Source organism: Cognatishimia activa, from assembly GCF_001458335.1.
GTDB lineage: Bacteria > Pseudomonadota > Alphaproteobacteria > Rhodobacterales > Rhodobacteraceae > Cognatishimia > Cognatishimia activa.
This window is the reverse complement of sequence record NZ_CYTO01000009.1, coordinates 181,633-204,464: the sequence shown is the minus strand read 5'-3', so window position 1 is coordinate 204,464 and position 22,832 is coordinate 181,633. Positions and strand designations below refer to the sequence as shown.

Below are 22,832 nucleotides of genomic sequence, written 5' to 3'. Positions count from 1 at the left end.
GAGCGCCCTGCCCCTGACAAGCGATCCGCGCCGCCAGCTTAACCAGTTGTTATCTATGTGCCCCATAACGTGACGTCGTAACCCGTCATTCGTCACGAGGAGCCACCCATGGAAGATTTCAACACCTTCATGACAAACCCCACGCCCGCGCGCCCATTGTTGGGATTAACGGTGTTGGCGGTCGAGGACAGCCGATTTGCGAGCGAAGCACTTCGATTGATTTGTTTGAAAAGCGGTGCACGAATTCGACGGGCTGACTGTGTGGCCTCGGCGCGCCGACATTTGCGAGTCTATCGCCCGTCCATCGCGATCATTGATCTTGGATTGCCGGATGGATCGGGTTTGGATCTGATCCGCGACCTCAATCGCGCAACGCCGCGCGTTGACGTTCTGCTTGCGATTTCTGGTGATCCGCATTTGGCCCATGCGGCACGATCCGCAGGCGCGGATCGTTTCGTGGACAAGCCGCTGACATCCGTTGCAGAGTTTCAGAACATCATCCTGTCGCACCTTCCAAGAGAGCGCGTCCCCAACGGTCCCAGAGCCGTTCCGAAACAAGACATCAAACCTGATCCGATCGCCTATATCGATGATCTTGCGCACGCATCGGACATGTTAGGAGACGGTATGGACCGAAAGAGCGTGGCTTATGTGGCGCAATTCCTGTCAGGCGTAGCGCGCAGTGCTGACGACAACGGATTGGCACGCGCATCGGATCTGGTTTTAAAAACTCTGTCTGACGGAAAGTCGGACCGTTCATGTGTTTCACAGCTCGCAGGGCTCATGCAGGACCGAATGGATGATCGAAAAGTGGTCTAGAGCAAGAGATTGGGGCTGCTGCCCATGTCCAGACCGGCAAAAACCTGATTTTCAAAGACAGATTTCGGCAGTCCAAAACTGTCATGCATCGCCCAAGCGGCCCAGGCGCGCACATCCGAAGTCGGCATGACATCGCGGCGCTGATAAAGATCGGCCTCGGCTAATCCCGGCCACTCCCCATAAATTCGGCCCCCGCGAATTGCACCGCCCGCCATGATCATTGTACCCCCGGTGCCATGATCCGTGCCCTTCGTTCCGTTCTCACGCACGGTCCGGCCAAACTCAGTCATACAAAGAACCGAAGTCTGATCCCAAACCCGCGCACCAAGCTGATCTTTCAAGCGCAGGATCACTTCGCTAAGCCGCTCCAAGGGGCCATTCAATGCACGCTGTTGATTGGCATGTGTGTCCCAGCCGCCAACAGAGAAAGACGCGATCCGGCTTTCTCCTCGCAATTGTTCTGCTGCGAAATCAGCAATTTTCAGATGGGTTTTGCCTTTTCGCGCCTCTTTCGCGTCAGCCATCATTTCGTCCATCATGGCGTCTTCTGACATCTCAAAGGTCACGCTGTCCCCATCAGAGCCGGCAAGCGCAATCGCCTCTGCCATGCTCGCCGCCATTTCAGGATCGCTTTGCATCATCAGCTCTAGCAGACGCAGACCCTGCGAACTCAGCGTCAAATCGACTTCGGGGGACCAATTGGACACTGGCGTTTCGCCGGTCAGCAAAAGCATATCCTCGCGCCCCAAGGCAAAAGCGGTGCGCTCTTCTGCCCCCGGCAAATGCGGCAGCATGCGATTGAGCCAACCGGTGCGACGCCCCATCGGCGCAAGATCGATAGTGCCCGCTTCCAGCAGGTCCTGCCCATCAAAATGGCTGCGCTTGTCGCGATATGGTGTCGAAGTTGCCTGCACAAAGGCCAAATCGCCGTCAGCCCAAAGGGGGCGCAAGTCTTTCAGCGCGGCGTGCATGCCGTGAAACTCTGTCAGACGCAGGCCATCTCGACCTGACGCCGCCAAATTCGGGCGATGGCTGGCAAAATCTCGGTCGCCCATTGGACGCAACACATCCAACCCATCCATACCCCCGCGCAGGATGATCACGATCAGTCGGCGTTCACCGGGGGCAGACGCAAGGCTAACGGGTGTCAAAAGTGGGCTCGCGGCGGCAGAACAGCCAATTGCAGCAGAGAGTTTTAGAAAACCACGGCGGGGTAAGATCACACTCATCGTTCTCTCCTATTGCTTCTGAAACGCAGGCGAGGTCAGCACTAGAGCAATGCCTTCCCAGCGGTTCTCAGCGGCACCTGCCGCAAAGGCTACATCCTTGGGCAAACGATCGCCCAACGCTGCGCGCGCAAAGTCCCGCGGATCAGGCAACGTTTGACGCAGCGCCTGCGGAGCAGCTAGGGCCCATTGCAAGCGGGCTGCCATAAACTGCGGCGTGATCCAGTAGTTGTTTTCCTCCGGCCAACCATCAGGCCCATTCGGGGCTTCCCAAGGCTGCCCCATGATCTGCATTGGCACATAAAGAATGTTTCTCAGATCGCGTGTTCGCGTGTTCTTCAGGGTCTTTTCATCCACATTCAACGCCCGCAATGCGCTGGCCATGAAGTCGAAAGGAAGCTTGACCTTCTGCGATTTGGGCGACCAGCTTGCTGGGTGAGAGAGCATGGCAGAGTAAACGCTCAACAACTCGCCATCGCTGTCTAAAAAAGCCTGTTCCATGGACGCGATTAAGGCGGGATCTGGTTGATCCGAAATGAAATGAAGCGCCAGTTTTTTGGAGAGATGTTTCGCGGTCGCTGGATGGCGCGCGAGGTCCCGCAAAACAGCTTTGACCTCCCTTAGCCCACCGCCCGGCCCATAGGACTTACCCAACACGGTTTCGGCACCTGGTTCCGCGAGTGCGGCTTTGAACTGGAAGGTAAGATCACGCTTGAACGTCAGCCCGGTGAAGAGCTCGGCCAGCTCCCGAACGTCGTATTGTGAGTATTGCGCATCGACCCCAAGCGTGTGGAGCTCCAAGACTTCACGCGCCAAATTTTCATTGAGCCCCTTAGCATTACCGCGTCTTGCGGAACGTTTTCCCAATCTACTGTTGGGTCCAACGGACTGGTTTTGATCAAGGTAGGACAACATCAACGGATGGGTCACCGCGGCGATCAAAAGATCCTCAAACCGTCCGCTCAAATTCGGGCGAATTGCCTCTTCCACATAAGGCCCCGTGGCATTGCGGGCGACTTGCAGCCGACCACGGGCAGTGAAATGATCTTGCCAGAAAAAGGATAGCCTTTCCCGAAACCCGGTTTCCGTATGAATGCGTCTGAGAAAGGCGTTGCGAAAGAAGTCACCATAGGCGCTGTTCGCACTGCGGCGGAGCTGTTTTCGCGCCTCATTAAGTTCTTGTTCTTCCGGCTTCCCTCGGTTCTGCCGATAGGCTTTTTGCGCATCCATATGGGCGCGAATGCGGTGGCGAAAGACATCGTAAGGCTCGATTGGGAAGCGCCGTGCCATTGCGTCCCTGACCCGGACACCATCCAAAAGATCCCGCACGCTGCCCGGTGGAGAAAGCTTAGGGGACAGTCCGGTGCCAAACCGGATTTCTGCTAAGGTCGGATCAAACATCAATGGCCGCCGTTATGGTCTGCGTCTGCTGTCTTTTGTTCTGAGTGCAGAGTTTAACGCATTGGGCTTTGACTTCCGTCGTTTTTATTTTCATGCGGCGGATACCCGCACAAAAAAGGAGGCCGAAGCCTCCTTTTTCTATGCGTCTTCAAAGAGTGCTTAATCCTGTGGGATCACTCGCAGGCCCAGTTCCATCAACTGATCGCTTTGTGGATCATTCGGCGCGTTCATCATCAGATCTTCTGCGCGCTGGTTCATTGGGAACATCATGACTTCGCGAATGTTTTGCTGATCGGCCAGCAACATGACAATCCGGTCAACACCTGCCGCGCAACCTGCGTGAGGCGGCGCGCCGTATTGGAACGCGTTCACAAGCGCCCCAAAACGATTGCGCACTTCGTCTTCACCGTAACCGGCAATTTCAAACGCCTTGAACATGATTTCTGGCTTGTGGTTCCGAACCGCGCCGGACACCAGCTCATAGCCGTTACATGCTAGGTCATATTGGAAGCCTTTGACCTCCAGCGGATCGCCATTCAGTGCGTCCATACCACCTTGCGGCATAGAGAACGGGTTGTGTTCAAAGTCGATTTTGCCGGTCTCTTCGTCCGCCTCGTAGATTGGGAAATCCACGATCCAAGCAAAGGCAAAACGGTCTTTGTCAATCAGGCCCAGTTCTTCACCAATCACATCACGGGCACGGCCCGCAACTTTTTCAAAGCTCTTTGGTTTACCACCCAAGAAGAAGGCGGCATCGCCCACACCCAGACCCAGCTGCTGACGGATCGCTTCCGTACGCTCTGGGCCGATGTTTTTCGCGAGTGGTCCGGCCGCTTCTTCGCCCAGGATGATCTCACCCGCTTTGATTTTCGCGTTGACCTCTTTCACAGAGATGCCCTGCTCTTGCGCGATGCTGTCCGCAGATTGCTTGCGCCAGAAGATGTAGCCCATGCCCGGCAGACCTTCCTGCTGAGCAAACTTGTTCATGCGGTCGCAGAACTTACGAGACCCACCGGTCGGCGCTGGGATCGCGCGCACTTGGGTGCCGTCTTGTTCCAGCAGTTTTGCGAAGATCGCGAAACCGGACCCGGCGAAGTGCTCAGAAACAACCTGCATCTCAATCGGGTTGCGCAGGTCAGGTTTGTCAGAACCGTATTTCAGCGCGGCTTCTTTATAGGAAATCTGCGGCCATTCATTTGGCGCGTCCACTTTGCGGCCCCCACCAAACTCTTCAAACACACCCGCCAGAACTGGCGCGATGGTGTCAAAGACGTCCTGCTGCTCTACAAAGCTCATTTCCATGTCGAGCTGGTAGAAGTCGGTCGGAGAGCGGTCCGCACGCGGATCTTCATCGCGGAAGCACGGCGCGATTTGGAAATACTTGTCGAAACCCGCAACCATCATCAGCTGTTTGAACTGCTGTGGGGCCTGCGGCAGGGCGTAGAATTTGCCCGGGTGCAGACGGGATGGGACGAGGAAGTCACGCGCGCCTTCCGGGGAGGACGCGGTGATGATCGGCGTTTGGTATTCGCGGAAGTTCAGGTCCCACATGCGTTTGCGCATGGACATGACAACGTCAGAGCGCAGCTTCATGTTCTCCTGCATCTGCTCACGACGCAGATCAAGGAAGCGGTACTTCAGACGGGTTTCTTCTGGGTATTCCTGATCGCCGAATACCATCAATGGCAGTTCTTCGGACTGACCCAGCACTTCCAGATCACGGATGAAGACTTCGACTTCACCGGTTGGCAGGTTCGGGTTCACAAGGCTTTCGTCACGTGCCAGCACATTGCCGTCGATGCGGATACACCATTCGGAACGGACCTTCTCCAGCTCAGAGAAAACCGGGCTGTCGCCATCTGCGATCACTTGAGTGACGCCGTAATGGTCACGCAGGTCGATGAAGAGAACGCCGCCGTGGTCGCGTACACGGTGCACCCAGCCGGCCAGACGCACAGTCTCGCCTACATTGGATTTGGTCAGTTCCGCGCAAGTGTGGCTGCGGTATGCATGCATGGTATCTGCCATTCTTCGGGGCCTTTCATCGGGCATGTCTCAGGGCACGCTGCGGGCGTGCGAAATCAGTCTGGGGTGATACACCTTTTGTAGAGGCGGAAGTCAAGCCGGAAGTCAGGTTTGACCGCCGTGTTGGCAGGGTTTCTACCCTTCGTCGTTCGTTTAAGCCAGAACTGCAGGGATCAAGCCACGCAAGGCGTTGCCAACGTGAATGGCGTGAGCGGTTTGGAGGTGGTCGCGCGTGATGATCATCTCACGCGCCTGTCCTGACTCAATCAGTGTTTGACGCAAAATGCCCGGCAGGACGCCAGAATGAATGGGCGGTGTCACCATTTGCCCATCTTTGAGTGTCACAAATAGGTTGGTAATCGTACCCTCGCAAAGCTCGTTTCTTTCGTTGAGAAAAATCAGCTCGTCGATGCCTTCAGGCGAATTCGCGCGGGCCGCATCATAGAGCGCACGTTGCGTTGTTTTGTGTTGTAGCCAGATGTCGTTGGAAGAAAGGCGTTGATCGGCGATTGCAACGGTCCACGAGGCCGGGTTCTCTGCCATGGGCGTGGCCGTAAACTCAAACCCGTCTTCGCCCAGAGTCAAACGGCAGCGCAGCGGCGCATCGCCTTGCGTTTTCATGCACTGATGCGCGGCCGCTGCATCGAAACCAAATCCCAACTGGCGCGCAGAGCGTTCCATCCGCGCCAGATGCAAATCTAGACGCTTAAACCCGGTATCGTGCCACCAGCCATAGGTTTCAATCAGTCGCGTTCCAGCTGGAACGCTGCCGCGTAGCGTGCTTTCCAAAGGGCTTCCTCGTATTCCGATGGGCCGGTGCTGTCCCAAACAACACCACCCCCCACATTCAGGCGGGCCTTGCCATCTTTGACCATCAAAGTACGGATCGCCACGTTAAAATCGCTGCGCCCGTCTGGGGCCGCCCAGCCGATGGTGCCGCAATAGATGTCACGGGCGTCGGGTTCTAGATCGTTCAAGATCTCCATCGCCCGCAGTTTAGGTGCCCCAGTTATCGAGCCACAAGGGAAGAGAGCTGTGAAAATGTCACCCAACGAAACGCCTTGGCGCAAAGTAGCACGCACCAAAGACACCATCTGATGCACGGTCGCGTAGCTTTCGACTTTGAAGAGTTCCGGCACGTGCACCGACCCAAGCTCGGCAACGCGACTAATATCGTTTCGCAGCAAGTCCACGATCATCAGGTTTTCGGCGCGATTCTTTTCGTCGGCTTGTAGAAAAGCGACCCGTTTTGCATCCTCTTCCGGATCTTCAGAGCGCGGCTGCGTGCCCTTCATGGGCCGCGTCTCGATTACACCTGCACTGGTTGTACGAAAGAACAGCTCAGGCGAGCGGCTCAGAAGGTCCGGCAAACCATCCTGCAAAACCATTGCCCCCTGCCCGACCGGCTGGCGCGTGCTCAAAGCCGCATAAAGCGCCTCGGACGTGCCTTTATATTCCGCTGTCATCGGAAATGTCAGGTTTGCCTGATAGATGTCCCCGGCCCCGATATAGCCGTTAACCTGATCAAAGGCTTGCTGATAACGCGGCTCATCCCAAAGCGGTTTTGGGTTCGTCAACGCTGCGGAACCATGGGCCAATGCCTTCAATCCCGGCGCATCATAGACACCAAAACAAATCAGCGGCAGTGCTCGGCCTTCTGGCATGCGCGGCAAAAGGCGCGGCTCCAATGCATAACCCAGCTCATAGGTTGCATAGCCCGCCAGCCATTTGCCGTCTGCTCGCGCCTGATCCATGGCCGCAAAGGCTTCTGCGACTTGATCGGGAGTGTCCGCCACGATCAACCGCTCGGCGCCATCAAACCATGTGCCGGCCCCCAATGGGCCCTGATCAAACCGAATCTGCAACCTATCGCCTTTCTAAGCTGATCCGCCCGATATAGCGCTGATGGCACGCTCTGACATCCCGGAAATCGACGCACGCCATCATGCTTGCGAAGAATGTGCTAAGCTCCAACCGAGCGCTTTGCGCATTCGCTCGAAATACCTGCCGGTTTCTTGCGAATCCCATTCGAATCCCCTTGCGCCTTGGCGTTTGATTTGTATAACCCACGACAATTTGCGCAAACGGTGGTGCTGCCCATCCCGTGCCGCCACCTATACCGAGGTCTGCCATGCCAAAAAGAACCGACATCTCCTCTATCATGATCATCGGCGCTGGTCCTATTGTGATCGGCCAAGCCTGTGAATTTGACTATTCCGGGGCCCAAGCGTGTAAAGCGCTGAAAGAAGAAGGCTACCGCGTCATTCTGGTGAACTCTAACCCAGCGACGATCATGACAGACCCGGGTCTGGCGGATGCAACCTATATCGAGCCGATCACCCCTGAAGTGGTGGCAAAGATCATCGAAAAAGAACGCCCAGATGCGCTGCTGCCTACAATGGGCGGCCAGACTGGTCTGAACACCTCGCTTGCGCTTGAGGAAATGGGCGTTCTGGACAAGTTCAAAGTCGAGATGATCGGCGCGAAACGTGATGCGATTGAAATGGCAGAAGATCGCAAACTGTTCCGCGAAGCGATGGACCGTCTGGGCATTGAAAACCCGCGTGCGTCCATCGTGACGGCACCAAAGAAAGACAACGGCGAAGACGATTTGGACGAAGGCATTCGCCTAGCACTGGAAGAGCTGGAAGATATCGGTCTGCCAGCCATCATCCGCCCGGCCTTCACCATGGGCGGCACCGGTGGTGGTGTGGCTTATAACCGCGAAGATTACATCCACTTCTGCCGCACCGGCATGGACGCCTCCCCTGTGAACCAGATCCTGGTGGATGAAAGCCTGCTGGGCTGGAAAGAATTCGAGATGGAAGTGGTCCGCGACAAAGCGGATAACGCCATTATCGTTTGTGCGATTGAGAACATCGACCCGATGGGCGTGCATACCGGTGACTCCATCACCGTGGCCCCTGCTCTGACACTGACCGATAAAGAATATCAGATCATGCGGAACCATTCCGTGAATGTTCTGCGGGAAATCGGCGTGGAAACCGGCGGCTCTAACGTGCAATGGGCGGTGAACCCAAAAGACGGCCGCATGGTTGTGATCGAGATGAACCCTCGGGTGTCTCGCTCTTCCGCTTTGGCCTCCAAAGCGACCGGTTTCCCAATTGCGAAAATCGCGGCGAAACTGGCGGTTGGCTACACATTGGATGAGCTGGACAATGACATCACGAAAGTGACGCCTGCGTCCTTTGAGCCATCAATCGACTATGTCGTCACCAAGATCCCGAAATTCGCGTTTGAGAAATTCCCAGGTTCGGAACCATATCTGACCACCGCGATGAAATCCGTGGGCGAAGCCATGTCTATTGGCCGCACCATTCACGAATCCATGCAGAAGGCCCTGTCTTCTATGGAAAGTGGCCTAACTGGTTTTGACGAAATCGATATTGAAGGCGCACCAGAGAAAGCCGCCATTGTGCGCGCGCTGTCTCAGCAGACGCCAGATCGTCTGCGTGTGATTGCCCAAGCCATGCGCCACGGTTTGACCAATGAGGAAATCCAGAACGTGACTATGTTTGATCCATGGTTCCTGGATCGCATTCGCGAAATCATTGATGCAGAGGCAGAGGTCCGCGCAAACGGCCTTCCTGTTGAGGAACAAGGCCTGCGCCACCTGAAAATGCTGGGCTTCTCTGACGCGCGCCTTGCGATTTTGACAGGTCGCGACGAAGACAATGTCCGCCGCGCCCGTCTGAACCTTGGCGTGACCGCCGTGTTCAAACGCATCGACACATGCGCTGCAGAATTCGAAGCGCAGACCCCTTACATGTACTCCACCTATGAAAAGCCTGTCTTTGGCGAAGTGGAATGCGAAGCACGCCCATCGGACCGCAAAAAAGTGGTCGTTCTGGGCGGCGGTCCAAACCGGATCGGCCAAGGGATCGAGTTTGACTATTGCTGCTGTCACGCGTGTTTCGCACTGGCAGACGCGGGTTACGAGACCATCATGGTCAACTGTAACCCAGAGACCGTGTCCACGGACTACGATACATCTGACCGCTTGTACTTTGAGCCGCTGACATTCGAACATGTCATGGAAATCCTGCGGGTTGAGCAGGAAAACGGCACGCTTCACGGTGTGATCGTTCAGTTTGGTGGTCAGACCCCACTGAAACTGGCAAACGCATTGGAAGATGCGGGTATCCCTATTTTGGGCACCACCCCTGACGCAATTGACCTCGCTGAAGACCGTGAACGTTTCCAAGCGCTGGTCAACGAACTTGGCCTGAAGCAACCAAATAACGGCATTGCATCTACGGACGCGCAAGCTCTAGAAATCGCAGAGAAAATCGGCTTCCCGCTGGTCATTCGTCCATCCTATGTTCTAGGTGGCCGCGCCATGGAAATCGTACGCGATATGGGGCAGCTGGAACGCTACATCTCTGAAGCGGTTGTGGTCTCTGGCGATAGCCCGGTTCTGCTGGACAGCTATTTGGATGGCGCAACAGAGCTAGATGTCGACGCGCTTTGCGACGGTGAAAATGTCCATATCGCTGGCATCATGCAACACATCGAAGAAGCCGGTGTTCACTCCGGTGACTCTGCGTGTTCCCTTCCGCCTTACAGCCTGTCTGCGGAGCTGATCGAAGAGATCAAACGCCAGACCGTGGCGCTTGCAAAAGCGCTGCACGTGAAGGGTTTGATGAACGTTCAGTTCGCCACCAAAGGCAATGAAGTCTACCTCATTGAGGTGAACCCACGCGCCTCCCGGACCGTGCCCTTCGTTGCGAAAGCAACAGACAGTGCAATCGCATCCATTGCTGCCCGTTTGATGGCAGGCGAGCCGCTCTCTAACTTCCCAGAGCGCCCACCTTACAAAGAAGGCGCTGACATCAGCCAGCCGCAGCCAATCGCAGACCAGATGACTTTGGCCGACCCAATGATGCCTTGGTTCTCTGTGAAAGAAGCCGTGCTGCCGTTCAACCGCTTCCCAGGCGTGGACACGATCCTCGGCCCAGAGATGCGTTCGACCGGTGAAGTCATGGGCTGGGACCGCGATTTCGCAACCGCCTTCCTCAAGGCGCAATTGGGCGCGGGTATGAAACTGCCAAACTCTGGCAAAGTCTTCATCTCCATCAAAGACTCCGACAAAACATCGCTCATGTCTGACGCGGCTAAGCTGCTGATCGAAATGGGCTTTGAAGTGGTCGCGACGTCTGGCACATCCACATGGCTTGCCGAGCAAGGCGTGGCTTGTGAGCGTGTCAACAAGGTCTATGAAGGCCGCCCGAACATCGTAGACATGCTGAAAAACGGCGAGATCGCCCTGGTGATGAACACCACCGAAGGTGCGCAAGCCGTGGAAGACAGCCGCGATATCCGCGCTGTCACCCTGAACGACAAGATCCCGTACTTCACCACCGCAGCAGCGTCCCACGCAGCAGCGCTGGCGATCCAAGCCCAACAAAGCGGCGAGATCGAAGTGCGCAGCTTGCAAGGCCTCACAGTCGCCGCTGAGTAAGCGCAATCGTCCTAAAACTCAAAACGCCGGGGCTTCAGCGCTCCGGCGTTTTTCTTAGGATCATTTGTTCCGCAGCGCCAATCCGACGCCACCAAGGACCAATGCCGTGGACAACGCAAATTCCAGGGTCACGGTTTCTGACAAGAACAGCACCCCGCCAAAGGTCGCAATGACCGGCACCGTGAGCTGGGAAACTGCCGCGCGTGTTGCGCCCAAATCAGGCACCACCGCATACCAAAGCGCATAACCCATACCGGACATGATCGCGCCGGAGATGATCGCTAAAGCAACGCCTGCCCCTGAAATCGCAGCCATATTCACCGGCAAAACCAACAGTAAAACCAAACCAATCGGGGCAGCAATGATGAAATTCATTGCGGTCGCCTGAACCGGATCTATCGCGGAACGTCCAACCAAAGAATAAACACCCCAGCCGACACCGGCGATCAACATGGATCCCATGGCCACGAATGGCGACGCGGCCTCCCCGCTCGGCCAAAGCATCCAGCACAGCCCAGCAAAGGCTAATCCAGTGCCCAGCCACCGCTTCCGGCCAATCACTTCACCCCCGGTAACGGCGGCGAAAAACATGGTCATTTGCACCATGCCAAACAGCAAGAGTGCCCCAACACCCGATGGAAGCGCCTGATAAGCCAGGGAAAACCCAAACAGGTACACCAGCAAAGACAGCGCACCAATCGGGCGTTTCACTGAACTAAAATCGAAGGCCTTGCGCTGCCAAAGCAAAAGCCCAGCCAACAGCCCAGCGCCCGCAAGCAATCGCACAACCGCAAACAAGATCGCATCCATGCCGCCATCCACGATCGCCATGCGATTAAGAACGGAATTCGCCGCAAAGGCGACCATGGTTAGCGCTGTCAGTAGAAATAGCCGCAATGCCTACACCTTCTTCTTTGCCCAAATACTCTCGCCGAAGGCGTCTCGCCCTCTCCCCAAACGCTTACAAACAAAAAAGGGCCGCACCAACCGGTACGGCCCTAAATTCACACGAATGTGCGGTGATGATTACATCATGCCGCCCATGCCGCCCATGTCAGGCATTGCAGGTGCGCCTGCACCGCCTTCAGATGGCTTGTCCGCAATCATTGCTTCTGTGGTGATCAGCAGACCCGCGATGGAGGCTGCGTCTTCCAACGCTGTGCGTGTCACTTTTGCTGGGTCAATCACACCGAAGGAGAACATGTCGCCATATTCTTCAGTTTGTGCATTGAAACCAAATGCAGTGTCTTCGCTCTCACGGATCTTGCCCGCAACAACCGCACCGTCAACGCCGGAGTTCTCAGCGATCTGACGCAGAGGTGCCTCAATCGCTTTTGCAACGATCTTTATACCTGCGTTCTGGTCAGCGTTTGCGCCTTCCAGAGATGCCAGAGCTTTACCAGCCTGAACCAAAGCAACACCACCACCAACGATCACGCCTTCTTGCACGGCCGCGCGGGTCGCGTTCAGGGCGTCATCAACGCGGTCTTTGCGCTCTTTCACTTCAACTTCGGTCATGCCGCCAACGCGGATCACAGCAACACCGCCTGCCAGTTTGGCAACACGTTCTTGCAGCTTCTCACGGTCATAGTCAGACGTGGTTTCTTCGATCTGAGTGCGGATCTGAGCAACACGTGCTTCGATTTCGCCTTTGTTACCAGCGCCGTCCACAACAGTGGTTTCGTCTTTGGTGATCTGAACTTTCTTGGCAGTGCCCAGCATGTCCATGGTGACAGACTCAAGCTTCATGCCCAGATCTTCAGAGATCACTTGGCCGCCAGTCAGGATCGCGATGTCTTGCAGCATTGCTTTACGACGGTCGCCGAAGCCAGGTGCTTTAACAGCTGCGATTTTCAGACCGCCACGCAGTTTGTTCACAACCAGAGTTGCCAGCGCTTCGCCTTCAACATCTTCTGCGATGATCAGCAGTGGTTTCTGAGACTGGATCACTTGCTCGAGCAGTGGAACCATTGGCTGCAGGGAAGACAGTTTCTTCTCGTGCAGCAGGATCATGCAGTCTTCCAGATCTGCAATCATCTTGTCTGGGTTGGTCACGAAGTAAGGGGACAGGTAACCGCGGTCAAACTGCATGCCTTCAACAACATCGGTCTCTGTTTCCAGACCTTTGTTTTCTTCAACAGTGATAACGCCTTCGTTGCCAACTTTTTGCATCGCGTCTGCGATTTGCTGGCCGATTTCCGCTTCGCCGTTTGCAGAGATTGTACCAACCTGTGCAACTTCGTCAGAGTCTTTGACTTCGCGTGCAGACGCAACGATGCCTTCGACAACTTTTGCAGTCGCAAGGTCGATACCGCGCTTCAGGTCCATTGGGTTCAGGCCAGCTGCAACCTGCTTCAGACCTTCTTTTACAATCGCTTGCGCCAGAACGGTTGCGGTTGTTGTACCGTCACCCGCTTCGTCATTGGTGCGAGAAGCAACTTCTTTCACCATCTGTGCGCCCATGTTTTCGAACTTGTCTTCCAGTTCGATTTCCTTCGCAACAGACACACCGTCTTTGGTGATGCGTGGTGCGCCGAAGGATTTGTCCAGCACAACGTTACGACCCTTTGGGCCCAAAGTAACTTTTACAGCGTCTGCCAGTACGTTCACGCCGCGCAGCATCGCGTTACGTGCATCGGTATCAAATTTGACGTCTTTTGCCATCTTGATAGCTCCTAAATTCTAAGTGTTCGTTTGGTGTTCAGGGTCGGCGACTTAGGACAGGATGCCCATGATGTCGGACTCTTTCATGATCAGCAGCTCTTCACCGTCTACGGTGACTTCTGTGCCAGACCATTTGCCGAACAGAACCTTGTCGCCTGCGCTTACGGCAGGAGCGATCAGTTCGCCGCTGTCTTTGCGTGCGCCTTCGCCCACGGAAACAACTTCGCCTTCAGAAGGCTTTTCTTTTGCGGAATCTGGAATGATCAGGCCGCCAGCTGTTTTCTCTTCGCTTTCAAGACGACGAACCAGCACGCGGTCATGCAATGGTGTAAATGCCATGATTAGGTTTCCCTACTTAAGTTTCTCCCTCACTCCGAGCGGAGCGATTAGCACTCCCAGTCGGCGAGTGCTAACAGACGAATAGCTAGGCATGTCTTAAGATAGAGTCAACAACGTCTACCGAGAAATTTTTGTGACGATTTATGAGCTTTCCAACGGGGCAAGCGCCTTCACAGAGTCGATCTCTAGCAGGTCTGGGCAATGGAACATGCCTGCTGCGACAGTCAGCTTAAAGGACACCAGCTCTTTATCATTTGCGATCATTTGATCCTGACGGGCGAGATTGGCGATATGGGACTGAAACTCCCCCAGCTCTCTGACAATTTGCTTCAGCGTATCGGGCAGCATGCGCCGGCTCATGGCCGAAAATGCCAGATCTTCGCCGTTGGATTCATCAATCGCCAAGCTCAGGAAGTTTTGATTGACCGATTTGACAATGGAATGCAGCGGACCAAATGGGCGTATTTTCACCGGATAGGGCATATCAAGCCGAACTTTTCCTTCGGGTAGTAACTCAGCAAGCCCAAGGTTCTCTAGCAGTCGCCCATAATGGTCGATATCCAAACGGGTTAGATTATAAATCGAGGCGATCTGACGAGACGAGAAACTCTCGCGAAGTAAGAGCATAAAGTGAAAGAGCGACGGATTGGCCGCCAGCGCCGCTTCCGTTTCCAATGGCAAATACACCGCGTCCGTCCGGGTCCGGCGCGCCCGTTGCAATATTTCTTCGGGCGGCAACTCCAACAATTCGCAGAGTTCGAAGAGCCGCGACATCTTACAATCTCGCTGGGCAAACATCCTTTTGACGGACACTTCAGATAGGCCCAAAGCCTCGCCCACTTGTGCGTAGGTCATGCCACGCGCCCGTAATGAGCGTTTCAAAATCTCAAACGCGTCGGTCAATAAACGGTTTTCCATACTTTGAACCTCCAAAAAGTATCATAAATTGATACGTCAAACGGGATACCTTGAAAATAAGGTCGTAAAACAATTCTTTGCAAGTGTCATCAGCAAAGGAATTCAAAAATGATACGTCTGACACTTGCCACCCTTCTCCTCGCCACATCTGCCCAAGCGTGGGAAGCAACCGGATTTGAGCTTCCTGAATCTGTCTTGCCCGACCCGAGCAAGGGCCAGCTCTATGTCTCAAATATGGTGGACAGCCCGTTTGAGCCGGACGGAAACGGCTACATCTCTCGGCTGTCCATGGACGGCAAGGTTCTTGATATGAAATGGGCCACAGGCATGCACTCCCCTAAGGGCATGGCCTTGTTTGGCGACCATCTGGTTGTTGCCGATTTGAACGCGCTTCACTTCGTGGATCGCAAAACTGGTGAAATCACAAAGACCCTGACGCCCGAAGGCATTGGTCTTTTCAACGACGTCACCGCAAGCGGCGACCGGGTTTGGGTGTCTGATATGCTGACAGGCGTGATCTGGTCCTATGACGGAGAAACACTCGCCCCGTTTTACCAAGACGCTGCCCTTCCCCACCCAAATGGGCTTTGGACGGATGGCTTGTCATTGGTCGTGGGCCATTGGGGGCCGGGCATGAAGCCGGACTTTTCAACGGACGCACCAGGTGATCTGCTATCCATTGATTTGGCCACAAAAGAAGCCACGCAAATCTATCCTGAACTGGCCAATATCGATGGAGTCGCAAAAATCGGTGACAGCTACATCGCCAATGACTGGATCACAGGCGAGATATTCAAAGTCACCGATGGCACATCAGAACTGCTTCTTTCCGCACCGGCAAGCACCGCAGATATCGGTGTTTTCGGGAACACGATCTATCTGCCCATCATGATGGAAGGTCGGATCACCACTTTTGAAATGGGCACGACAACAAACTAAGATTTCAGTGAAGCCAGCCCTTCGGGGCTGGCTTCATACACCCCCCGATCGACTTTCTGAAACCATCCATAGTGATTATCGCGCATGATCGCCGTCGCCGCCGGAGCGACCGCTTCCTTGGCAACAACCGCGCCGCGGCTTGGCCCATGGGCGACCACATAGGCCAAACAGCGCTCTGCTTCCTGTAAGTACCCAGTCACGATCTTACCATTTGTGCCGCCAAGGTTTGGATCGCCAACGCGACGCTCAAACTCTTTCAACAAAGCGCCTTTACGCGGCTTTGACTTTCTGGGTCGAAACTCGGCCGGATCCGCATGCACATGGACTGATTGGTCCACGAGATTGACCGACATCACCCCAATACCCAGCCGCTTGCACAGCCCAACATTGGCTTTGAATGACCGCCATGCCGACTTTCCTTTCCAGCGCGGCACCGCCACATAGACCCAATCCGACAGTCGTTGCCGCGCAATGGCCTGCTGCAAAAGTGTCAAAGAAAACCCGGTCTTCAATTCTACAATCACAGGATCTTCGCCTGGCCGACAGGCCACCACATCCGCCGCGCCCACTTCGGCCTTAACCTCAAACCCCTGCCCTTCAAGCCAGGATTTCACCGGCAGATATAGCTCTGTCTCCTTCATACCCGCACCCTAAGAAGTCCTGCACAATTTCTCCAGCATCCCGTATTCTTCTTTGCAAAAATACTCTGGGGTGAATGGCGCGCAGCGCCAGAGGGGCAAAGCCCCAAATCGATCACAACACATATCGATCCCGCTGTTCTTGACCAATCCGCTGCAAAATATCCCCAAGCCCTGAAAGCTGCTCTGCCAAGGGATTGGTCTTGCGCCAGATCATGCCAATCGTGCGTTTCGGGGGCTTTCCTTCGAACCGGGTCAAAGTCACTGATGTCCCTTTTCTCTCCAGTGGCACCGCCATTTCGGGGATCAACGTCAGCCCAAGCCCCGCATCCACCATTTGCACCAAAGTCGACAAAGAAGACCCTTCCATCAAAAGGCTAGGGTCAGAGCGTTTCATGTCACAAAAAGAAAGCGCCTGATCCCGAAAGCAATGCCCCTCTTCCAGCAAAAGCAGTTTCATTTCCTGCAACCGATCCGGCCGCGGCGTCGGCAGCCCTGCATCCTGAGCGCCTCGGACCAAGATAAACTCTTCATCAAACAGCGCGAACTCTTCTAAGGCAGGCTCGGACACTGGCAAGGCCGCGACCACAAAATCCAGCCGCGATTGGCGCAGGTCTTCGAGCAATGACTGGGTCACAGATTCGCGTGGCCGAAGTTCTAGCTCTGGCAAAGCATCAGACAGACCTCGAATAATTGCAGGCAAAAGGTAAGGCGCAACTGTTGGTATGATTCCCATCCGCAACGTCCCGCGCAGTGGCCCCTCGCCTGTGCGCGCCAATTCGCCCATTGCTTCCACATCCGCCAAGACCTGACGCGCGCGGATCAAGAATTCTTCTCCCAATGTGGTGAGCCGAATTTGCCTTGCGGTCCTTTCCACCAATGGCGCGCCCATCATCGCCTCTAACTCCTTGATTTGCACAGAAAGTGCGGGCTGCGAGATCGAGCACGCCTCCGCCGCTCGCCCAAAGTGCCCTTTCTGCGCCAAAGCATCAAAGTATCGGAAGTGTTTCAGCGTTAGACCAATCATAACTCTAAATTATCACTACTTAAGTTTTTTCCAATTGGAAATTATCAAATCTTAGATCTAATCTAAATTCAGAAACCCAGACAAACGACTTATTCAGGAGAGAGATTATGGACGGAAACACTTCTGCAGGCGGCTGCCCCTTCCATCATGGCGGCAACACCGCATCCGACAAGCCGGTCACCAAATGGTGGCCTAATGCCCTTAATCTCGACATCCTGCACCAGCATGGCGCGCGCACGAATCCGATGGATGCGGATTACGACCACCGCGACGCGGTGAAGTCCCTCGACTTTGAAGGCGTGAAGGCAGACGTCAAAAAAGTGCTGGAAGAAAACCAGGATTGGTGGCCTGCGGATTGGGGTACCTATGGTGGCCTGATGGTGCGTTTGGCGTGGCACTCTGCCGGGTCATACCGCATGCAAGACGGGCGTGGCGGTGCTGGGTCCGGCAATATCCGTTTTGCGCCGCTAAACTCTTGGCCTGACAACGCAAGCCTGGACAAAGCCCGTCGCTTGCTGTGGCCCGTGAAAAAGAAATACGGCAATGCCCTTTCTTGGGCGGACCTGATTATCCTGTCTGGCAACATGGCTTATGAAGCTGCAGGCCTAAAAACCTTCGGGTTTGGCTTTGGCCGCGAAGACATTTGGGGACCAGAGACGGACGTTTACTGGGGCTCTGAAAACGAATGGCTCGCCCCGTCTGAGAACCGGTATGATGATCTGGATGATGCCTCGACGTTGGAAAACCCGCTGTCTGCTGTGCATATGGGCCTGATCTATGTGAACCCAGAAGGTGTGAACGGCCAACCGGATCCTGCACGCACCGCGCATCACGTACGCGAGACTTTCGCGCGCATGGCGATGAACGACGAGGAAACCGCAGCGCTGACCTGCGGTGGTCACACCATCGGCAAAGCCCATGGTGCGTTGGCAGGCGATAATATCGGCGTTGAGCCTGAAGCGGCGGGGATTGAAGCGCAAGGCTTTGGTTGGAACAACCCAGACCACGGCGGCACCGCGTCCAAATCGTTCACATCCGGTATCGAAGGCGCATGGACCAAAGAGCCGACCAAGTTCGATATGGGGTATTTTGACTACCTGTTTAACTGGGAATGGGAGCTTCAAAAGTCCCCTGCCGGCGCGTGGCAATGGCAGCCGGTCAATATGCCCGATAGCGAAAAGCCAAAGAATGCAGGAGACAGCACAACACCGCAAAACCCAATCATGACCGATGCGGACATGGCGATGAAGGTTGACCCGATCTACAATGAGATCTGCCAGAAATTCATGGCGGACCCTGAGTATTTCAAAGACACTTTTGCGCGCGCTTGGTTCAAACTGACTCACCGCGACATGGGGCCTCGTGCAAATTACATGGGTCCAGACGTGCCTGCAGAAGACCTGATCTGGCAGGACCCGATCCCAGCAGGCAACACCGGTTACGATGTAGCCGCGCTGAAAACCAAGATCGCGGACAGCGGCTTGACGTCTGCCGAGCTGATCGCAACCGCATGGGACAGCGCCCGCACCTTCCGTGGCTCTGACAAACGCGGCGGTGCAAATGGTGCACGCATCCGTTTGGCCCCTCAAAAAGACTGGGCCGGCAACGAGCCAGCGCGTCTGGCAAAGGTGCTTGGCGTACTTGAGCCATTGGCGGCGGATGCCGGTGCTTCAATCGCAGATACAATTGTGCTGGGCGGCAATGTCGGCCTTGAAATGGCGATCAAAGCCGGCGGCCATGCCGCTGATGTTCCATTCACGCCGGGTCGTGGCGATGCAGATGACAGCATGACAGATGCAGAGAGCTTTAGCGTTCTAGAGCCGCTCGCAGATGGTTTCCGCAATTGGCAGAAAGACACCTATGCGGTCTCTGCTGAAGAAATGCTCCTGGATCGCGCGCAGTTGATGGGTCTGACCGGAGCTGAAATGACAGTGCTGCTGGGTGGTATGCGCGGCCTTGGTGTGAACTATGGCGGCAACCAAATGGGTGTCTTCACAGATCGCGTCGGTGCGCTGACCACCGACTTCTTCGTGAACCTGACGGATATGTCTTATAGCTGGCACCCAGTTAAAGACGGCAGCTACGAACTCCGCGACCGCGCAAGTGGTGCTGTGAAGTTCACAGCCACCAGCGCCGATCTGGTGTTTGGCTCCAACTCCATCCTACGCTCTTATGCAGAGGTCTATGCGCAAGACGACAACCACGAGAAATTCGTAAAAGACTTCGTCGCAGCTTGGACCAAAGTCATGAACGCAGATCGCTTTGATTTGCTGAGCTAAACGCATCCAAATCCATCAATCGGGCCTGGTGGGAAACCACCGGGCCTTTTTGTTGGCGCTCACATAATCCTGTCACGTGACAACCTGTGACACTGCGCCTATAAGGCCCTCAAAATTTGCATTTTCTGACGAGGTCACCTCATGACAACTCTGGTTTTCGGCCATAAATCCCCCGACACAGACTCCACCGGTTCCCCAATCATCTGGGCGTGGTACCTGAACGAAATCAAAGGCGAAAAAGCAGAAGCTGTTCTGCTGGGTGAACCAAACACCGAAGCGGCGTTTGTTGTTGAAAAATGGGGTTGCCCGAAACCACGTATCGTCACTGAATTTGACGCAGGCCAAGCGGCGGTTATCGTTGACACCAACAACCCTGCTGAACTGCCAGCGAACGTGAACGACCTCGACGTCACTGCGATCATCGACCACCACAAACTGGTGGGCGGCCTGGAAACAAAGGGCCCAATCGATATCACCATCCGTCCTTTGGCTTGCACCGCAACCATCATGTACGACCTGATGGGGGACGACGCAGCCAAAATGCCAGACTGGGTCAAAGGCCTGACATTGTCGTGCATCCTGTCTGACACACTGGAATTCCGCTCTCCGACCACAACCGACCACGACAAGGCACTGGCCGAAAAACTGGCAAGCGAGCTGAACTTGGATCTGGGCGCATATGCATCCGAGATGTTCGAAGCGAAATCTGACATCTCTGCGTTCTCTGACGCAGAGCTGATCCGCATGGACTCCAAAGAATACGAAGTCGACGGCACCAAGTTCCGTGTGTCCGTTCTGGAAACCACAGCACCGAAACTGGTTCTGGACCGCAAAGACAGCCTGATTGCGTCTTTCAAAGCGGTTGAAGCAGAAGACGGTGTTGATCAGGTTCTGCTGTTCGTTGTCGATATCCTCAATGAAGAAGCAACACTGTTTGTACCAAACGATCTGGTGAAAACCGTCGCCGCGAAATCCTTTGACGCAGAAGCATCAAGCGACCTATTGGTCCTGCCGGGCGTCATGAGCCGCAAAAAGCAGATCATTCCAAACCTGAAGGTTTGAACCAAAACCTTAAAAAAAGAAAAGGCGCTCTTTTGAGCGCCTTTTTTGTATCTGCAACTTAGTCGTCCCCAGCTGCATTTTTATTTTTTTCTCCAATACCGCCATGAACGGTTTCCAGTTGATCTGCAAAGCCAGGATCGCCATCCGCGGGATCCGCGCCGGACTGTCCCGGAGTGTTCCCAATTCCGTGGATTCCACCACCATTTGATCCGTTCCCAGCGTTTCCGTTCGGGTTCGCGTTGTTGTTGTCGCCAGCGCCTAAGCCAACTTTATCATGGATGTTCGGGTGCAATATATCCGCTGGAGTATCAGAGGCATTCGCCGCAAAAGATGCAGGCGCAGCCAGGATCAGCGCGACTGTGGCAGCAGTCATGAGCTTCATAAGCTTTATCCTTTATAGGTTTCACAGAGCCCCCCAAGGGCACTTGGCAACTGAATGTCGTAAATTCGGCGCAAATTTGCGGGAAATATGAAAAAACTGGGGCGGCCCCTGTGAGAGAAACAGCTGCCACTTTCGCTTCTGTCTTTAAAATGAAGCAACTTAATGCCATAGCACTCGCAACCAAATAATTCTCGGCTAGGCCTTCACATGACCCAGATCATCACACAACTTTCCGAAGTCTCTGACAATTACGACGCATTGTTCGTCGATCTTTGGGGCTGCATGCACAATGGCGTGGACGCATTCCCAAGTGCGGTCAAAGCCATGCAAGACTACCGCGCACGTGGCGGGACCGTGGTATTGGTCACCAACTCCCCAAAGCCACGCGCAGGCGTGACTGTGCAGCTTGAACAATTCGGTGTGCCGAAAGACGCCTATGACACGATCGCCACATCTGGTGACTCTGCGCGTTCTGCAATGTTTCGCGGCGTGGTCGGCGAGAAAGTCTATTTCATGGGAGAATGGGAGCGCGATGAGGGGTTTTTTGAACCATTGAACCTGCTGGATAGCCCAGTCGAGATCCAGCGCGTGCCGCTCGCCGAGGCAGAAGGTATCGTTTGCTGCGGACCGTTTGACCCAATGGCTGATCCAGACGTGAACCGCGCGGATTTCCTATTCGCCAAAACCAAAGGCATGAAGCTGCTTTGCGCCAATCCAGACATTGTCGTGGACCGCGGCGAAATCCGTGAATGGTGCGCGGGCGCTTTGGCAAAGCTCTACACCGAAATGGGCGGCGAAAGCCTCTATTTTGGCAAACCACACCCACCGATTTACGATCTGGCCCGCCGTCGCCTTGCGGAATTGGGCAAAGACGTTTCTGACAACCGAATCCTTGCCATAGGGGATGGGGTCCTAACAGACATCAAAGGGGCCATGGGCGAAGATATCGATTCTTTGTTTATCTCGGGTGGCCTTGCAGCCAGTGAGACAAAAACATCAGTCCAGCCTGACCCTGATGCGCTAAACAATTATCTAGAAACAGAAAAATCCAACCCAACCTTCACCATTGGGCACCTACGCTAAGTCAGAAAAGACTTGATTTTCTGCGCCTGCAAAGTAATAAAGTTGCTCAAACGGGCGGCTTGAAGCCCTTTTATTGCATACCCAATAAGGCGAAGGGTGAAATGTTGGACAATCTACCGCGCGGAACGATCTGCATTGAAGACATCGAAATGGGCATGGTGCGCTATGTTCAGAAGATCGTGACCGATGAAGATATTGAAAAGTTCTCTGAGGTCTCCACGGATCGCAATCCGGTGCATCTGGATGATGACTATGCCAACGACACCATCTTTGAAGGCCGCATTGCCCATGGCATGCTGACCGCTGGTTTGGTCTCTGCCGTCATTGGCGAGCAACTGCCTGGTCATGGCACGATTTACATGAGTCAGTCTCTGAAGTTCCTCGCCCCTGTGCGTCCCGGTGATCTGGTGCGCGCAGAAGTCGAAGTGACAGGGATTGAAATCGACAAGCGCCGGGTGAAACTTGACTGCCGTTGTCTTGTTGATGGCAAGAAAGTTCTGGTCGGCGAAGCAATGGTCATGGCCCCGTCCCGCAAGTTCGACTAATCC

The 22,832-nt window shown here is 54.9% G+C and carries 19 protein-coding genes; 7 read left to right on the top strand and 12 right to left on the bottom strand.

Features of this window, described 5'->3' with window-relative positions:
- Positions 1-108: 108 nt before the first annotated feature.
- Positions 109-819 (top strand): response regulator, encoded by a 711-nt coding sequence (locus TA5113_RS05435; RefSeq protein WP_058315344.1) that lies wholly within the window; start codon positions 109-111, stop codon positions 817-819.
- On the opposite strand, the gene TA5113_RS05430 is transcribed toward TA5113_RS05435, so the two are convergent.
- The 5 genes from TA5113_RS05430 to TA5113_RS05410 form a co-directional block, all read right to left on the bottom strand.
- Positions 816-2,048 (bottom strand): DUF1501 domain-containing protein, encoded by a 1,233-nt coding sequence (locus TA5113_RS05430; protein WP_058315343.1) that lies wholly within the window; start codon positions 2,046-2,048, stop codon positions 816-818. The genes TA5113_RS05435 and TA5113_RS05430 overlap by 4 nt on opposite strands.
- A 9-nt stretch (positions 2,049-2,057) precedes the next feature.
- Positions 2,058-3,446: a DUF1800 domain-containing protein gene (locus tag TA5113_RS05425; protein ID WP_306337827.1), complete on the bottom strand. Its 1,389-nt coding sequence runs from the start codon at positions 3,444-3,446 to the stop codon at positions 2,058-2,060.
- A gap of 159 nt (positions 3,447-3,605) precedes the next feature.
- A complete protein-coding gene (gene aspS, locus TA5113_RS05420; protein WP_058315795.1) occupies positions 3,606-5,462 on the bottom strand; it encodes an aspartate--tRNA ligase in 1,857 nt (618 codons plus the stop codon).
- Between the two features lie 162 nt (positions 5,463-5,624).
- Positions 5,625-6,260: an aminotransferase class IV family protein gene (locus tag TA5113_RS05415; RefSeq protein WP_058315341.1), complete on the bottom strand. Its 636-nt coding sequence runs from the start codon at positions 6,258-6,260 to the stop codon at positions 5,625-5,627.
- Complete coding sequence (locus TA5113_RS05410) at positions 6,215-7,336, bottom strand: aminodeoxychorismate synthase component I (protein ID WP_058315340.1); 1,122 nt, start codon at positions 7,334-7,336, stop codon at positions 6,215-6,217. The genes TA5113_RS05415 and TA5113_RS05410 overlap by 46 nt, the downstream gene beginning before the upstream one ends.
- Before the next feature lie 266 nt (positions 7,337-7,602).
- On the opposite strand from TA5113_RS05410, the gene carB reads away from it, so the two are divergent.
- Positions 7,603-10,953 (top strand): carbamoyl-phosphate synthase large subunit, encoded by a 3,351-nt coding sequence (gene carB, locus TA5113_RS05400; protein ID WP_058315338.1) that lies wholly within the window; start codon positions 7,603-7,605, stop codon positions 10,951-10,953.
- Between the two features lie 60 nt (positions 10,954-11,013).
- Here the strand turns inward: carB and TA5113_RS05395 are convergent, their stop codons facing one another.
- From TA5113_RS05395 to TA5113_RS05380, 4 genes are all read right to left on the bottom strand, one after another.
- Positions 11,014-11,850: a DMT family transporter gene (locus TA5113_RS05395; protein WP_058315337.1), complete on the bottom strand. Its 837-nt coding sequence runs from the start codon at positions 11,848-11,850 to the stop codon at positions 11,014-11,016.
- Positions 11,851-11,979: 129 nt separating this feature from the next.
- A complete protein-coding gene (groL, locus tag TA5113_RS05390) occupies positions 11,980-13,617 on the bottom strand; it encodes a chaperonin GroEL (RefSeq protein ID WP_058315336.1) in 1,638 nt (545 codons plus the stop codon).
- 51 nt (positions 13,618-13,668) lie between these two features.
- Positions 13,669-13,956: a co-chaperone GroES gene (locus tag TA5113_RS05385; RefSeq protein ID WP_058315335.1), complete on the bottom strand. Its 288-nt coding sequence runs from the start codon at positions 13,954-13,956 to the stop codon at positions 13,669-13,671.
- 141 nt (positions 13,957-14,097) lie between these two features.
- Positions 14,098-14,874, bottom strand: coding sequence for a helix-turn-helix domain-containing protein (locus TA5113_RS05380; RefSeq protein WP_058315334.1), 777 nt, complete (start codon positions 14,872-14,874; stop codon positions 14,098-14,100).
- Between the two features lie 108 nt (positions 14,875-14,982).
- Between TA5113_RS05380 and TA5113_RS05375 the strand changes: the two genes are divergently transcribed.
- Positions 14,983-15,813 carry an SMP-30/gluconolactonase/LRE family protein gene (locus tag TA5113_RS05375; protein WP_058315333.1) on the top strand — a complete coding sequence of 277 codons (831 nt, stop codon included), beginning with the start codon at positions 14,983-14,985 and terminating at the stop codon, positions 15,811-15,813.
- Here the strand turns inward: TA5113_RS05375 and TA5113_RS05370 are convergent.
- Positions 15,810-16,454, bottom strand: coding sequence for a DUF2161 domain-containing phosphodiesterase (locus TA5113_RS05370; RefSeq protein ID WP_058315332.1), 645 nt, complete (start codon positions 16,452-16,454; stop codon positions 15,810-15,812). The two genes, TA5113_RS05375 and TA5113_RS05370, sit on opposite strands and share 4 nt — an antisense overlap.
- Before the next feature lie 112 nt (positions 16,455-16,566).
- Positions 16,567-17,478, bottom strand: a complete 912-nt coding sequence (locus tag TA5113_RS05365) for a hydrogen peroxide-inducible genes activator (protein ID WP_058315331.1) — start codon at positions 17,476-17,478, stop codon at positions 16,567-16,569.
- A gap of 107 nt (positions 17,479-17,585) precedes the next feature.
- On the opposite strand from TA5113_RS05365, the gene katG reads away from it, so the two are divergent.
- On the top strand, positions 17,586-19,757 hold the full coding sequence (gene katG, locus TA5113_RS05360; RefSeq protein WP_058315330.1) for a catalase/peroxidase HPI: 2,172 nt from the start codon (positions 17,586-17,588) through the stop codon (positions 19,755-19,757).
- A 141-nt stretch (positions 19,758-19,898) separates the two neighbouring features.
- The gene (locus TA5113_RS05355) at positions 19,899-20,819 is read left to right on the top strand and encodes a manganese-dependent inorganic pyrophosphatase (protein WP_058315329.1); all 921 of its coding nucleotides are present in this window, start codon (positions 19,899-19,901) and stop codon (positions 20,817-20,819) included.
- A 58-nt stretch (positions 20,820-20,877) separates the two neighbouring features.
- Here TA5113_RS05355 and TA5113_RS05350 read toward each other — a convergent pair whose 3' ends face one another.
- On the bottom strand, positions 20,878-21,201 hold the full coding sequence (locus TA5113_RS05350; RefSeq protein ID WP_058315328.1) for a hypothetical protein: 324 nt from the start codon (positions 21,199-21,201) through the stop codon (positions 20,878-20,880).
- Between the two features lie 207 nt (positions 21,202-21,408).
- Here TA5113_RS05350 and TA5113_RS05345 point away from each other — a divergent pair, with 207 nt between their 5' ends.
- Positions 21,409-22,284, top strand: a complete 876-nt coding sequence (locus TA5113_RS05345; protein WP_058315327.1) for a TIGR01459 family HAD-type hydrolase — start codon at positions 21,409-21,411, stop codon at positions 22,282-22,284.
- Between the two features lie 101 nt (positions 22,285-22,385).
- On the top strand, positions 22,386-22,829 hold the full coding sequence (locus TA5113_RS05340) for a MaoC family dehydratase (RefSeq protein WP_058315326.1): 444 nt from the start codon (positions 22,386-22,388) through the stop codon (positions 22,827-22,829).
- Positions 22,830-22,832: the final 3 nt, after the last annotated feature.

Excerpts from the sequence above, each read along its gene's own strand:
- TA5113_RS05355 (WP_058315329.1), top strand. The coding sequence starts at position 19,899 with ATGACAACTCTGGTTTTCGGCCATAAATCCCCCGACACAGACTCCACC.
- katG (WP_058315330.1), top strand. The coding sequence starts at position 17,586 with ATGGACGGAAACACTTCTGCAGGCGGCTGCCCCTTCCATCATGGCGGC.
- TA5113_RS05345 (WP_058315327.1), top strand. The coding sequence starts at position 21,409 with ATGACCCAGATCATCACACAACTTTCCGAAGTCTCTGACAATTACGAC.
- TA5113_RS05385 (WP_058315335.1), bottom strand. The coding sequence starts at position 13,956 with ATGGCATTTACACCATTGCATGACCGCGTGCTGGTTCGTCGTCTTGAA.
- carB (WP_058315338.1), top strand. The coding sequence starts at position 7,603 with ATGCCAAAAAGAACCGACATCTCCTCTATCATGATCATCGGCGCTGGT.
- TA5113_RS05350 (WP_058315328.1), bottom strand. The coding sequence starts at position 21,201 with ATGAAGCTCATGACTGCTGCCACAGTCGCGCTGATCCTGGCTGCGCCT.
- groL (WP_058315336.1), bottom strand. The coding sequence starts at position 13,617 with ATGGCAAAAGACGTCAAATTTGATACCGATGCACGTAACGCGATGCTG.
- TA5113_RS05430 (WP_058315343.1), bottom strand. The coding sequence starts at position 2,048 with ATGAGTGTGATCTTACCCCGCCGTGGTTTTCTAAAACTCTCTGCTGCA.
- TA5113_RS05370 (WP_058315332.1), bottom strand. The coding sequence starts at position 16,454 with ATGAAGGAGACAGAGCTATATCTGCCGGTGAAATCCTGGCTTGAAGGG.
- TA5113_RS05425 (WP_306337827.1), bottom strand. The coding sequence starts at position 3,446 with ATGTTTGATCCGACCTTAGCAGAAATCCGGTTTGGCACCGGACTGTCC.
- TA5113_RS05340 (WP_058315326.1), top strand. The coding sequence starts at position 22,386 with ATGTTGGACAATCTACCGCGCGGAACGATCTGCATTGAAGACATCGAA.
- TA5113_RS05375 (WP_058315333.1), top strand. The coding sequence starts at position 14,983 with ATGATACGTCTGACACTTGCCACCCTTCTCCTCGCCACATCTGCCCAA.
- aspS (WP_058315795.1), bottom strand. The coding sequence starts at position 5,462 with ATGCATGCATACCGCAGCCACACTTGCGCGGAACTGACCAAATCCAAT.
- TA5113_RS05435 (WP_058315344.1), top strand. The coding sequence starts at position 109 with ATGGAAGATTTCAACACCTTCATGACAAACCCCACGCCCGCGCGCCCA.
- TA5113_RS05380 (WP_058315334.1), bottom strand. The coding sequence starts at position 14,874 with ATGGAAAACCGTTTATTGACCGACGCGTTTGAGATTTTGAAACGCTCA.
- TA5113_RS05365 (WP_058315331.1), bottom strand. The coding sequence starts at position 17,478 with ATGATTGGTCTAACGCTGAAACACTTCCGATACTTTGATGCTTTGGCG.